The organism is Methylobacterium sp. WL19 (assembly GCF_008040005.1).
Lineage (GTDB): Bacteria > Pseudomonadota > Alphaproteobacteria > Rhizobiales > Beijerinckiaceae > Methylobacterium > Methylobacterium bullatum.
Window position 1 is genome coordinate 17,246 of sequence record NZ_VRVC01000003.1, and the last position, 12,854, is coordinate 30,099.

12 protein-coding genes are annotated in these 12,854 nt (G+C 68.0%); 2 read left to right on the top strand and 10 right to left on the bottom strand.

Translation table 11 applies throughout. The features are described from left to right. The first annotated feature begins 87 nt into the window (after positions 1–87). Complete coding sequence (locus FV220_RS01455) at positions 88–1,677, top strand: catalase (protein WP_147829190.1); 1,590 nt, start codon at positions 88–90, stop codon at positions 1,675–1,677. Between the two features lie 69 nt (positions 1,678–1,746). On the opposite strand, the gene FV220_RS01460 is transcribed toward FV220_RS01455, so the two are convergent. From FV220_RS01460 to FV220_RS01505, 10 genes are all read right to left on the bottom strand, one after another. Beyond that, positions 1,747–2,934, bottom strand: coding sequence for an MFS transporter (locus tag FV220_RS01460; RefSeq protein WP_238253811.1), 1,188 nt, complete (start codon positions 2,932–2,934; stop codon positions 1,747–1,749). Continuing rightward, a complete protein-coding gene (lnt, locus tag FV220_RS01465) occupies positions 2,931–4,622 on the bottom strand; it encodes an apolipoprotein N-acyltransferase (protein WP_147829192.1) in 1,692 nt (563 codons plus the stop codon). The genes FV220_RS01460 and lnt overlap by 4 nt, the downstream gene beginning before the upstream one ends. Before the next feature lie 117 nt (positions 4,623–4,739). After that, positions 4,740–5,864: a hemolysin family protein gene (locus tag FV220_RS01470; RefSeq protein ID WP_147829194.1), complete on the bottom strand. Its 1,125-nt coding sequence runs from the start codon at positions 5,862–5,864 to the stop codon at positions 4,740–4,742. A 36-nt stretch (positions 5,865–5,900) separates the two neighbouring features. Then, positions 5,901–6,392 (bottom strand): rRNA maturation RNase YbeY, encoded by a 492-nt coding sequence (gene ybeY / locus FV220_RS01475; RefSeq protein ID WP_018042347.1) that lies wholly within the window; start codon positions 6,390–6,392, stop codon positions 5,901–5,903. 5 nt (positions 6,393–6,397) lie between these two features. Next, entirely contained in the window at positions 6,398–7,468 is a 1,071-nt protein-coding gene (locus FV220_RS01480) for a PhoH family protein (RefSeq protein ID WP_187273295.1), read from the bottom strand. Between the two features lie 150 nt (positions 7,469–7,618). Then, positions 7,619–8,959: a tRNA (N6-isopentenyl adenosine(37)-C2)-methylthiotransferase MiaB gene (gene miaB / locus FV220_RS01485; protein WP_147829198.1), complete on the bottom strand. Its 1,341-nt coding sequence runs from the start codon at positions 8,957–8,959 to the stop codon at positions 7,619–7,621. A gap of 264 nt (positions 8,960–9,223) precedes the next feature. Then, the gene (locus FV220_RS01490) at positions 9,224–10,096 is read right to left on the bottom strand and encodes a lysophospholipid acyltransferase family protein (protein WP_147829200.1); all 873 of its coding nucleotides are present in this window, start codon (positions 10,094–10,096) and stop codon (positions 9,224–9,226) included. A 27-nt stretch (positions 10,097–10,123) separates the two neighbouring features. Then, positions 10,124–10,645 (bottom strand): GNAT family N-acetyltransferase, encoded by a 522-nt coding sequence (locus FV220_RS01495; RefSeq protein WP_018042351.1) that lies wholly within the window; start codon positions 10,643–10,645, stop codon positions 10,124–10,126. Beyond that, positions 10,642–11,322, bottom strand: a complete 681-nt coding sequence (gene tsaB / locus FV220_RS01500) for a tRNA (adenosine(37)-N6)-threonylcarbamoyltransferase complex dimerization subunit type 1 TsaB (protein ID WP_147829202.1) — start codon at positions 11,320–11,322, stop codon at positions 10,642–10,644. The genes FV220_RS01495 and tsaB overlap by 4 nt, the downstream gene beginning before the upstream one ends. 123 nt (positions 11,323–11,445) lie before the next feature. Then, entirely contained in the window at positions 11,446–12,012 is a 567-nt protein-coding gene (locus FV220_RS01505; protein WP_056145910.1) for a NifU family protein, read from the bottom strand. A 277-nt stretch (positions 12,013–12,289) separates the two neighbouring features. On the opposite strand from FV220_RS01505, the gene rplS reads away from it, so the two are divergent. Beyond that, a complete protein-coding gene (gene rplS, locus FV220_RS01510) occupies positions 12,290–12,745 on the top strand; it encodes a 50S ribosomal protein L19 (RefSeq protein WP_018042354.1) in 456 nt (151 codons plus the stop codon). Positions 12,746–12,854 lie beyond the last annotated feature (109 nt).

Here is a 12,854-nt window from a genome sequence, read left to right on the forward strand (position 1 = left end):
AAGGGTGTCTCAGAACGATTCCAGGATGGCGTAGCGGCGCCGCATGCCCGATCCGGATCGTCCCGACATTTCAGGAGAGAGTCCCGCATGAGCGATCAACGCCCGATACTGACCACCCGCCAGGGCCATCCGGTCCGTGACAACCAGAGCACGCGCACGGTCGGCGAGCGGGGACCGGCGACCCTCGAGAACTATCAGTTCATCGAGAAGATCACTCATTTCGACCGTGAGCGTATTCCCGAGCGCGTCGTCCATGCCCGCGGCGCCGGCGCCCATGGCTATTTCGAAGCCTACGGCAAGATCGGCAACGAGCCGGCTTCCAAGTATACCCGTGCTCGCGTGCTGAACGAGACCGGCGTGAAGACGCCGATGTTCGTGCGCTTCTCCACCGTGGCCGGCGCCAAGGAGAGCCCCGAGACCGAGCGCGACCCGCGCGGCTTCGCGGTGAAGTTCAAGACCGTCGACGGCAATTGGGATCTCGTGGGTAACAACCTCAAGGTCTTCTTCATCCGCGACGCGATCAAGTTCCCCGACATGATCCATGCGTTCAAGCCGGACCCGGTGACGAACCGCCAGGAGCCATGGCGCTTCTTCGACTTCGTGGCCCAGCACCCTGAAGCCATCCACATGGTGACGCATCTGAAGTCGCCCTGGGGCATTCCCGCCAACTATCGCGAGATGGAGGGCTCGGGCGTCAACACCTACAAGCTGGTCAACGACCAGGGTGAAGCCGTGCTCTGCAAGTTCCATTGGGAGCCCAAGCAGGGCATCCGCAACCTGACCTCGGCCCAGGCGTCCGAGATCCAGGCCAAGGATGTCGGTCACGCGACCCGCGACCTCTACGACAACATCTCCAAGGGTAACTTCCCCGAGTGGGAATTCTGCGTGCAGATCATGCCGGACGGCCCGAACGACCACCTGTCGTTCGATCCCCTCGACGACACCAAGCTGTGGCCGGTCGAGGACTTCCCGCTTCTGCCCGTGGGCCGCATGGTGCTGGACCGCGTGCCGGACAACTTCTTCGCGGAAGTCGAGCAGTCGGCCTTCGGCACCGGTGTGCTCGTGGACGGCATCGACTTCTCGGACGACAAGATGCTCCAGGGCCGGACGCTGTCCTACTCGGACACCCAGCGTTACCGCGTCGGTGCCAACTACCTGCAGCTGCCGATCAATGCGCCGCAGCCCGGTGTGAAGGTCTATTCGAACCAGCGTGATGGCCAGATGACCTATTCGGTCGACGGCACCGGCCCGAACCGGCACATCAACTACGAGCCCTCCACCCTGGCCGAGGGCCTGCGCGAAGCTCCGAAGCCCGCCAAGGACTATCACCAGCCGGTCCAGGGCCAGCTCGGCCGCTACCAGACCTCGCGCACCGAAGACGATTACACCCAGGCCGGCGTCCGCTACCGTTCTTTCCAGGATTGGGAGCGTGACGACCTGATCGCCAATCTCGTCGGCGACATGAAGCAGTGCCCGGAGCCCATCCAGCTGCGGATGGTCTGGCACTTCTGGCATGCCGACGAGGATTACGGCCGTCGCGTCGCCGAAGGTGCCGGCATCGATCTGGAGAAGGCCAAGGCCCTGCCGCCGCTTCCGGGCCGCGCGGCTCCGGGCAAGCGTCTCCAGGCCGAGACCTATACGGACGGCAGCCAGGCGCATCGCGTCGCCGCCGAGTAAGCTCCGGTCATTCGGACTGAGCCATGACCTCTCCGCGATCTCCGTGATCGCGGGGATTTTTTTATGGGGTCATTCCGCGGCGGGAGGCGCTCCGACCTTCCGGTCGCGGCCCGCGCCGAGAGCGAAGATTCCGGACGCCAGGGCGATGGCGCAGAACAGACCGGCCGAGACGCGCCAGCCGCCGAACAGGTCGTGCGCCAAACCGAATCCCAGAGGGCCGAGGGCGGCGATGGAATAGCCCACCGCCTGGGACATCGCCGAGAGGTCGGCCGCGCCGACCGCGTCGCGGGCACGCAGCACCACGATGGTGAGGGCGAGGCCGAACAAGCCGCCGATTCCGAGACCGAGCCCGATGCCGAACGGGAGAACGAGTGCGACCGGTCCATCGACAAGGGCGAGGAAGCTCGCCGCCGACAGGATCAGAAGGGCGATCGCGATACCGCGCTGGTCCCGCAGCCGCGCGGCGAAAGCCGGCACGAGGAGGGCACTCGGCGCCTGCCCGATGCTCATGATGGAGGTGACGAATCCGGCCTCCACCGCCGACAGGCCACGGCTCTGCAGCACGACCGGAAGCCAGCCGAAGGTGATGTAGGCGAGGGACGATTGCAGGCCCATGAAACCGGTGACCTGCCAGGCGAGGGAATCGTGCCAGAGCGGGCGGCGGCGGGCGGGCGGCGGCCCCTTCTCGCGGTGCGGCACGAAGACGATCCAGGCGATGGCCGCCGCCACGGCCGGCACGGCCCAGACCGCCATCGCCCGCGTCCAGCCTCCGAAGGCATCGGCCAGGGGCACCGCCGATCCGGCGCCCGTCGCCGCGCCGAGGCAGAGGACCATCGTGTAGAGTCCGGTCATCAATCCGGCCTGCCCGGAGAAGTCGCGCTTCACCAAACCGGGCAACAGGACGCCGGCAAGGCCGATTCCGACGGCCGCGATACAAGCCCCGGCAAAGAGGGGAGGGAGCCCTCCAAGCCCGCGCAGGGCCGAGCCGAGGGCGATGACCAGGATCGCGACCAGCACACCACGCTCCGCCCCCGTCCGCCGCACCACGACCGGGCCGAGTACGCAGGCGAGGCCGAGGCACAGGACCGGCAGGGTCGTCAGGAACGCCGCCCCCACGGCGGTCAGGCCAGTCTCGGCGCGGATGGAATCAAGCAGGGGGCCGACGCTGGTGAGGGCAGGGCGCATGTTGAACGCGACCAGCATCATCCCGAGCCCGATGAGGACGGGGCGGGCGTTTCGGAATGTGGGTTCGGTCACGCGATGCGGCGCCTTACCAGGAGGGCGATGAGGCCGAGGCCGGCAAGCATCCCGGCGAAGGGCAGGTCACGCAGAACGGCGTAGACTGTGCGGCCGGGCAATCGGACGGGGAGGTCCGCGTCGAGGATGCCTTCGACACCCACGGGCAGGCTCGCGGTGATGCGTCCATACGGGTCGACCACCGCCGAGATGCCGGTATTGGCGTCGCGCACCAGGGGCAATCCTTCCTCCACGGCCCGCAACCGCGCCTGTGCGAAGTGCTGGCGCGGACCCGGCGTATCACCGAACCAGGCGTCGTTGGTGAGGTTCAGGATCAGCCCCGGCACGGGCGCCGGACCGTCGGGCGCGTGTCCGGGCAGGATCTCGCCGGGAAAGATCGCCTCGTAGCAGATGGTGGCGACGACGGGGGGAAGCCCGGTCACGTCGAGGAGACGCTGGCCGGAGCGGCTGCCGGGCGTGAATCCGCCGGGGATCGATACGAACTGGCGCAGGCCCACTGCCCTCAGGGCGGCGTCGAGGGGACCCGGCAGATACTCGCCGAACGGGACGAGATGAACCTTGTCGTAGATGTCGCCGAGCTTCGAACCGGACGAAATCGTCAGGATCGAGTTGAAGAAGCGCGGGCGCTCGTTGGGCAACGGCTCCCCGGCACGGGCCGCGCCGGTGATGAGTTGCCGCCCGGCCGGAAAGGCGGCGGCGATTCTTGCCAGGGATCCCGGGTCGCGCTGGATCAGGAAGGGAAACGCCGATTCCGGCCAGATCACATGGGTGACGTCGGCGATCCCGCTCCGGTCCGGGGCGGCGGCGCGATCACTGAGGCCGATGTACCAGTCGATGATGTCCGCCCGGTTCTCGGGCCGGAACTTGGCATCCTGGTTGAGGTTCGGCTGCACCAGCCGCAGACGCACCCCCGGCACCGTGGCCGTAGGGGTCGCGGGCATGCGCGATGCGCCGATGAGGGCCATCACCGCCAGTCCGGCACAGGCGACCAGGGCCGGACCGTAGCGCCCGCGCGCCGTCTCGCCCGTGGCGAGGGTGGCGGGCGCAGCTCCGATCAGGACGGCCAGAAGCGTGAGTCCATAGAGCCCGATCGCCGATGCGGATTGCATCAGCCACAGGTTCTGCCCGAGCGCCATGCCGAGCGTGTTCCAGGGAAACCCGGTGAAGAGGTGGCCGCGCAGCCATTCGCAAGCGGAAAGGCCGATGGCGAGGGCGGCGATCCGCGACAGTCCAGGCGACCAGAGGAGCCGCGCCAGCGCGAACCCCGCAGCATAGAACAGCGCCAGTACGGCAGGCAGGCCGATGACACCGAGGGGGAGGGCCCACAGGAACTCGTCGGCTTCCACCAGGAAGGCGGAGCCGAGCCACCACAGGCCTGCGGTGAGATAGCCGAAGCCCCAGGCCCAGCCGATGACGGCGCAGGCGAGGACGGCACCGCGATTGCCCCGCCGCCCCGTCGCCGCCCCGTCGATCAGCCAGACGGCGATGCTCAGCGAAACGACGAGGGCGGGCAGGGCACCGAAAGGCGGCATCGCCAATGCGCCGACGGCGCCCGCAGCGGCCGCAACGAGCAGGCGGCGCCAGCCGGAGGTGAGCATGATCCATTGCGCGAGGTGAGCGAGCGGCCCCGTCGCGCTTCCGCGCAGGGGCGCTTGGGGCGACCCGGCACCGTCGAAGGCGTAGCTCATCTTCGGGTCATCCCGGCTGAAGCATCAGCCCGAGACGTGACCGTCACGTTTCGGGAAAAGCTGATGTGAGACGAAAGCCTGGCGCAGGATCCGGGGCGCTCGATCCGGAACGAGGCGCTACGAAGCTTCGGCGATCGGACCGCTGCTCGGCGGCGGAAGGGCCAGGGGTATCAGCGGAGCGATCTTCATCGGGCCGCGATGCAGCCGCAGCCGCTTCACCCGGCGCGGGTCGGCGTCGAGCACCTCGAATTCGAGGTCGCCCGGCCCGGTGATGAGTTCGCCCCGCGAGGGAACGCGTCCGGCGAGCGTGACGATGAGGCCGCCGATCGTGTCGATCTCCTCGGCCATCTCGCCCACCGCGGCGACGAGATCGACGCCGCTCACCTCGGATACCTCGGCGAGTCCGGCGCGGGCATCGGCGATGAACACGTCGGCATCGCCCTCGACGCGCTGAACCAGATGGCCTTCGGCCACGTCGTGCTCGTCCTCGATATCGCCGACCACCATCTCGATGAGGTCTTCGATGGAGATGAGCCCGTCGGTCCCGCCATATTCATCGATGACGAGGGCCATATGCGTGCGCGTCGCCTGCATCCGCACCAGCAGATCGATGGCGGGCATGGACGGCGGAACGAACAGGACGGGACGCTGGATCCGCGTCGAGGCTAGGGTCGCCGAGAGATCGACATTGCCGAGGTTGAGCGCCTTCAACGCGCGGGTGCTCCGGCGCGGGCGCGGGGGCACGACGGCGACGACATCGCCCGACGTGTCGGGGAGAGCACTGGCGACGGCGGCGCTCGGACGACGGGGGGTCGCTTCGGCCTTGGCGGCGATGTGATCGACGAAGTCGCGGATGTGGACCATGCCGCGCGGGTCGTCGAGAGTCTCGCCGTAGACCGGGAGCCGCGAATGGCCGGCGGTACGGAAGAGCTTGAGCAGATCGCCGAGGCTCGTCTCCATCGAGACGGCGACGATGTCCGCACGCGGAATCATCACGTCGTCCACCCGAACCTTGTGCAGCCCGAGGACGTTCTTGAGCATGGCCCGCTCGAGGGGGGAGAACACGTTCTCTCCCGAATCGGGTTCGGCCAGTGCATCCTCGATATCGTCGCGCAACGAATCGCGCGGCCGGAGATGGAAGGCGTGCAGCAGGCGGTCGTACCAGGGCTCGCGCGCCTGCGCCTCACCGTCACCGCTACTGGGCGCAGCCAGAGCCGCGCCGCGACTTCGATCGTTCGTCATGTCTCTCTGATCTGGGATTGCGGGCGGAATCGCCCCTCAGTCGGCATAAGGGTCGGGAATACCGAGGCCGTGCAGGGCTTCGGTCTCCAAGGCCTCCATGGCGTTCGCATCCGCGTCGCCGGTCTCGTGGTCCTGGCCGAGAAGATGAAGAGTGCCATGGATCAGAAGGTGCGCGAGGTGATCTTGAAGCGGTTTCCCCTGCTCGGCACTCTCGCGCAGCATCGTGTCATACGCAAGAACGACATCGCCGAGGGGCACCGCGACACCCGCATGGGCGGGTTGCGGCGGAGCAGGAAAGGACAGGACGTTGGTGGGCTTGTCCTTGCCGCGCCAGGTGCGGTTCAGGTCCTGGACCACGGCATCGGTGGTGAGGAGCACGCTCACCTCCACCGGATGATCCGGCGCGTCCGGGGCGATGGCGATCCCCGCCTCGACAGCACGGACGACGAAGGCTTCGAGGTCCGGCACCACCGATTCCCAGCGGGGGTCCTCCACGGCGACGTCGATCTCGGATTCGATCTCGGGCATCGACGTCAGGCCAGGGGACGGCGGCGGGACGTGGGCGAGCGATCCGCACCACCCTCGCCATGGGCGGCGGTTTCATAGGCCGTCACGATGCGGCGAACGAGGTCGTGGCGCACCACGTCGACGTCGCGGAAGGTGACCCGGCCGATCCCCTCGACGCCGTCGAGGATGTTCACGGCCTCGACGAGGCCGGATTTCTGGCCGGGCGGGAGATCGACCTGGCTCGGATCACCGGTGATGATCATGCGCGAGTTCTCGCCGAGACGCGTGAGGAACATCTTCATCTGCATCGAGGTGGTGTTCTGGGCCTCGTCGAGGAGGACTACCGCGTTGGTCAAGGTCCGCCCGCGCATGAAGGCCAGGGGCGCGATCTCGATGACGCCGGTCTGCAGGCTGCGGTCCACGTGCCGTGCCTCCATGAAGTCGTAGAGCGCGTCGTAGATCGGGCGCAGGTAGGGATCGACCTTTTCGCGCATGTCGCCGGGCAGGAAGCCGAGACGCTCGCCGGCCTCGACGGCGGGGCGCGACAGGATCAGACGTTCCACATGGCCCTGTTCCAGCAGGGACACCGCGTAGCCCACCGCGAGCCAGGTCTTGCCGGTGCCGGCGGGCCCTTCGGCGAAGACGAGTTCGTGGTTGCGCAGGAGCTTGATGTAGGTGTCCTGAGCCGCGTTCCTGGCTCGCACGGCGCCGCGCTTGCGCGTGGCGATCTGGTCGAAATGCGGACGGTCCGGCTCGGCACTCACTTCGGCGGTGGGGAAGAGGTTGCCCTGGAGCGTCGTCTCCTGGATCGCTCCGTCGACATCGCCGAGGGTGAGGGCGGTACCGCTCGCCGTCACGCGGGCATAGAGCCGCTCGAAGACTTTGCGCGCCTTCTCGGCGGAATCCGGCGGCCCCTTCACCACGAGGTGGTTGCCCAGGGCCGTGGCGGTGACGGCGAGGCGCCGCTCGATATGGGCCACGTTCTGATCGTACTGGCCAAAGACGAGGCTCGCGAGCCGGTTGTCGTCGAAGGTCAGCGATACGTCCACCGTCTCCACGATCTCACCTATCCGCGCCGCTGGCCCACGCCCCCGCAAGGGCGCCCCCCGTCCACTCAGACCGTCAGATGCCGGCACGCAGAGTCTCCTTGCTGTGGGTCTCGCGAGCGTTGCGAGTGAATTGAGAACGGCATGACGCGGCCGGCCCGTCGCCCGGGGCGGAGGTGCGATTCCGTGGCATGCGCGCTTTCAAGCGGCCGCCGCCTCGTCGGTGACGGCTTCGCCGAACAGGCTGTTCGACCCGGCCCGGACCACGCGCACGGGCACGACCGTACCGATGGTAGCGGCCGGAGCATCGAATTGGACGGGCAGAAGATGCGGCGTCTTGCCGGCGACCTGCCCCGGATGGCGGCCGGCCTTCTCCACCAGCACCTCGACGACATGGCCCACGGCGGACGCGTTGAAGGCGTGGCGCTGGTCATCGAGCAGGGCCTGGAGGGCTGCGAGGCGCTCGGATTTCACGGCCTCGGGCACGGCGTCCTCGCGCTCGGCGGCCGGCGTACCGGGGCGCGGGCTGTACTTGAACGAATAGGCCGACGCGAAGCCGATCTCGGCCACGAGGCGCATCGTCTCGTCGAACTCCACGTCGGTCTCGCCGGGAAACCCGACGATGAAGTCGGAGGACAGGGCGATATCCGGCCGGACCCGGCGCACGCGCTCGATGAGCCGGCGATACTCGTCGCCCGTATGCTTGCGGTTCATCGCCTGAAGTACGCGGGTGGAGCCCGACTGCACCGGGAGATGCAGATAGGGCATCAAAGCGGCGATCTCCCCATGTGCCCGGACCAAGTCATCGGCCATGTCGTTGGGGTGGCTCGTGGTATAGCGCAGGCGCAGGAGGCCGGGGATCGCCTCGAGAGCGCGCATCAGAGCGGGAAGCGTCACCGGAACGCCGTCGGCGCCGGCCCCGTGATAGGCGTTGACGTTCTGCCCGATCAGCGTGAGTTCGCGCGCGCCGCCCCGAACGAGTTTACGCGCCTCGTCCAGGATCGCCTCCACGGAGCGCGAGACCTCGGCTCCGCGCGTATAGGGCACGACGCAGAAGGCGCAGAACTTGTCGCAGCCTTCCTGCACGGTGAGGAAGGAGGATACGGCCGCCGTCCGCCGGATGGGCAGGTGGTCGAACTTGTCCTCGACGGGAAACTCCGTGTCCACCACGCGCGTCGAGGCGGAGCGGGTGAGGAGATCGGGCAGGCGATGGTAGTTCTGCGGGCCGACGACCACGTCGACCGAGGGCGCCCGCGCCAGGATCTCCTTGCCTTCGGCCTGCGCGACGCAGCCGGCCACCACGATCCGGGTGTCGAGGCCGGCCTCGGCTCGGGCCGTCTTCAGAACGCGCAGGCGCCCGAGTTCGGAATAGACCTTGTCGGCGGCCTTCTCGCGGATGTGGCAGGTGTTGAGGACGACGACATCCGCCTCCTCGACGCTCTCCGTGGCGGCATAGCCTTGGCTGGCGAGCAGGTCCGACATGCGGCCCGCATCGTAGGCGTTCATCTGGCAGCCGTAGGATTTGACGAAGGCTTTCTTCAACGCGACCGTTCCAGCACCGTATGAACCCCGGGCGTCGCTCGGACGCCCATTGCTGTCGGCGGTGCTACCACGTTTCACCCGGCCCGTCGCTTCCCCACGACACTCCACGCGCGACCGCGACAAAGACTGACCTTGGACGAACGCCGTGACGTCTTGCTGCGCCGCAAACACGCATGGCGACCATCAACATCGTTGGCCGAATGATCTCGGGATGCCGACGCTTTTGCGGCCATCGAACCGTCGATCACCGGCGCCTGAAGGGTTTCAGGCGGCGATATTCGAGGCAGGCAACGTCTCGGTGCCGGGTGACGGAACCGACCGAACCGCCGCCCAGCTTTCCCACCGTCCCGTCACCGAGGCCTGCATCGCCCTGCGCACCGAGGCTTCGGCCATGGCGGTGGCGCGCTTGCGGTCGGTGCCGGCCTCGAAGGCGATGGGATCGCCCCAGACCACGTGGACGTCGATCGGACCGTCCCGGAGGAAGACCGCGAGATGCGGCGCGAGCTCCATGTCACCGTACCAGGCGATGCCCGGCCGCTCCGAGCGGACCACGGGCAGGCCGTTGCGGCGCGGATAGGTGAGGGCGAGGGGCTGGAGCCGCACCCTGTCGCGCGTGCCGCCCTCGGCATCGATGGCGGCGCGGGCGGCCCCCACCAGGGAGGAGCGGAACGGCAGCAGCCGCGTTCCATCGCCCGTGGTGCCCTCGGCAAAGAGGACGATGAGATCGCCTTCGGTCAACCGGCTCGCCACCGTGGCGTTGACGCTGGCGGTGGCCGCGCGGCGCGCCCGGTCGATGAAGACCGTGCGCTGGAGACGGGCCAGGGTTCCCACCACGGGCCAGCCGGAAATCTCCGATTTCGCCACGAAAGAGAGCGGCCGCAGCGACCCGAGGACGAGGATATCGAGCCAGGAGATGTGATTGGACAGGACGAGGGCCGGCTCGCCGAGGGCCGGCGGCGTGCCACTCTGCGTCACCCTCACCGAGAACAGCGCCAGGAAGATCCGGTGGAAGTAGGTCGGCGTATGCGCGGCGATGCGCCCCCGCCCGAACCTGAGGCTGAGGAGGTGCGGCCCGACCAGCACCGCGAAGGCGAGGACGCAGATCAGGAGCCGGAAGACGGTGCCGAGACGCGTCATCGCCCGCAGCCAATCACGAATCGCGGCTCACGACAGGGACGCCGTCATGGTGAAGGCGGTGGCGCGGCTGCCATCGGGGCGGGCATAATACCCCGTCCGCTCGCCGACCTGCTTGAACCCGTGACGGGCATAGAGCTTCAGGGCGGCGGCGTTGCCCTCGTCGACCTCGAGATGGACGTTGCGCACGCCGCTCAATGCCAGATGCCCGAGATGCTCGCGCACGAGCTTGTGGCTCAGACCCCCACCGCGCACGGCAGGCGCCAGGACGACGGTCAGAATCTCGGCCTCGTCGGCCACGCGGCGCGAGAGGATGAAGCCCTGGATCGAACCGGCCCGCCACAGGGCATGGGCCTCGGTGGAGCGCTCGCACAGCATCCGCTCGAATTCGTGGGCGTCCCACGGCCGCGCGAAGGCGGTGGCATGGAGGCGGGCGAGGGCGGCGGCGGAGGAGGAATCGCGCAGGGGCGTGACATAGGGCTCGCCGCCCCAGGCGTCCCACCAGGCCAGCCACCAATCGAGAGCCCAGAGCGGAGAGACGGGACGAATCATCGACGGGCCAGCCTCGCGTGATCCTGTGGAGTGGCATCCGGTCCGCGCAGATAGAGCGGGCGTGCCAGGGCTTGGGCGGGGTCGGCCAGCATGCCGAGGGAGGCGATCCAGGCGATCTGCGGCGGGCCGGCATCGCTGACCGTCGCGGCGATGCCGCGGGACCTGAGCAAGCCCGACAGAGCGGGCGCACCGGACCCCACGAGGGTGACGGCATCACGGCCGACGTGATCGGCCGCTTCCTCGAGCCGCAACAGGCTCGGAGGCACGACGATGCCTTCCGCCATGTTCATGGCCTGAAAATAGACGGAGCCGTGCCGGGCATCGATCGCGGCCGCGATCAGGCCCTGGCCGTTCGTGGCGAGGAGCGGTGCCAGGAGCCCCGAGAGGGTGGTGACGCCGACCACCGGAATCTGTGCCGCGAGCCCGACGGCCCGGGCGGCAGAAAGGCCGACGCGCAAGCCGGTATAGCTCCCGGGACCGACGGTAACGGCGACCCGGTCGAGGCTCTCGAACCCGCCCTCCACCCGCGCCATCACGCGTTCGAGCATGGGAAGCAGCGCCTCGGCATGGCCACGGGCCAGCGTCATGGATTCTTCGGCGAGGAGATCGTCGGAGAGATCCGTCGCGATGCAGACGGAACAGGCGTCGAGCGCCGTGTCGATAGCCAGGATACGCAACGTCACTCCAGATCGGGATGCCCGTCGGGCGCATGAGTTTACGACGGAAAAGGCCGCCCCGTCAGCGCGGGGCGGCCTCGAAAGAGACGAAGGACGCGGGGTGTTGCGCGCTTGCGACGGCGATCAGACCGCCTGGACCTCGCGCACCTCGGGGAGGAAGTGCTTGAACAGGTTCTGCACGCCGTGCCGGAGGGTGGCGGTGGAGGACGGGCAGCCGGAACAGGCGCCCTTCATTTCCAGGTAGACGACGCCCTCCTTGAAGCCGCGGAAGGTGATATCGCCGCCATCGCTGGCCACGGCCGGGCGCACGCGGGTCTCAAGCAGGTCCTTGATGGTGACGACGGTGTCGTGGTCCGCCTCGTCGTAGAACTCCTCCGCATCGTCGCCGCCGAGGACGACGCCTTCGGCCAGGACCGGGGCGCCCGACTGGAAATGCTCCATGATCGCACCGAGGATCGCGGGCTTCACCTGCGGCCAGCCATGCTCGTTCTCGATCTTCGTCACCGAGATGAAGTCATGGCCGAAATACACGCCCGCGACTCCGGGTACGTCGAACAGGCGCTGCGCCAGGGGAGAGCGCGCGGCGGTTTCGACGTCGCGCGCCTCGAAGGTCGATTCGGGCAGGACCACGCGGCCGGGAAGGAACTTCAGGGTGGCGGGGTTCGGGGTGGCTTCGGTCTGGATGAACATGGCTTTGATGTATCCTCGTCCACTGCGCCGGTTCAAGGCCGGCCGGGAAGGGCGCGGGGAATGGCCCGCACCTCTGTATTCATGTGGACCGCGCGCGGGATTTTCTCAACCTGCACACCTCCGCGGTCATGCCCGCAGACGCGCTTTCGCTGTGTGGGATGTCGACAAGCCTCGATGCTTCCTGTATGGCCCGCGGCAACTCAAAACAGGATGCCGAAATCCTGACGCACGCATTCCCCTCCTGGGATCGCGGGCGCGCACCGGCAGGAACTTGACCATGAACATCATCCAGCAGCTCGAGCAGGAGCAGATCGCTGCGCTCGGCAAGACCATTCCCGACTTCCAGCCCGGCGACACGGTGACCGTGAACGTCAAGGTGAAGGAAGGCGAGCGCACCCGCGTGCAGGCCTATGAAGGCGTGTGCATCGCGCGCTCCGGTGGCGGCCTCAACGAGAGCTTCACCGTCCGCAAGATTTCCTACGGCGAGGGCGTCGAGCGCGTCTTCCCGGTCTACTCGCCGATGATCGATTCGATCGCCGTCGTGCGTCGCGGCAAGGTGCGTCGCGCCAAGCTGTACTACCTGCGCGACCGTCGCGGTAAGTCGGCCCGTATCGTCGAGCGCGCCGACCGTCCCGCCGAGAAGGCCGCAAAGGCCGACGCCTCGAAGGCCAACAAGGACGCCCGCAAGGCCGAGAAGGCCGCGAAGTCCGCGGCAAAGACCGCTGCCGAGTAAGATCTTCGGCGCGATTCGTCAGAATTGCGAAAGGCCGGGCATTGCCCGGCCTTTTTCGTTGGCGGATGGACGCCGCATCGGCATCCATCCCAAACCAGTCTCGTATCCC

Coding starts and splice junctions, on each gene's coding strand:
- FV220_RS01455 (WP_147829190.1), top strand. CDS start 88: ATGAGCGATCAACGCCCGATACTGACCACCCGCCAGGGCCATCCGGTC.
- lnt (WP_147829192.1), bottom strand. CDS start 4,622: ATGAGCTACGCCTTCGACGGTGCCGGGTCGCCCCAAGCGCCCCTGCGC.
- FV220_RS01470 (WP_147829194.1), bottom strand. CDS start 5,864: ATGACGAACGATCGAAGTCGCGGCGCGGCTCTGGCTGCGCCCAGTAGC.
- ybeY (WP_018042347.1), bottom strand. CDS start 6,392: ATGCCCGAGATCGAATCCGAGATCGACGTCGCCGTGGAGGACCCCCGC.
- FV220_RS01490 (WP_147829200.1), bottom strand. CDS start 10,096: ATGACGCGTCTCGGCACCGTCTTCCGGCTCCTGATCTGCGTCCTCGCC.
- FV220_RS01495 (WP_018042351.1), bottom strand. CDS start 10,645: ATGATTCGTCCCGTCTCTCCGCTCTGGGCTCTCGATTGGTGGCTGGCC.
- FV220_RS01505 (WP_056145910.1), bottom strand. CDS start 12,012: ATGTTCATCCAGACCGAAGCCACCCCGAACCCCGCCACCCTGAAGTTC.
- rplS (WP_018042354.1), top strand. CDS start 12,290: ATGAACATCATCCAGCAGCTCGAGCAGGAGCAGATCGCTGCGCTCGGC.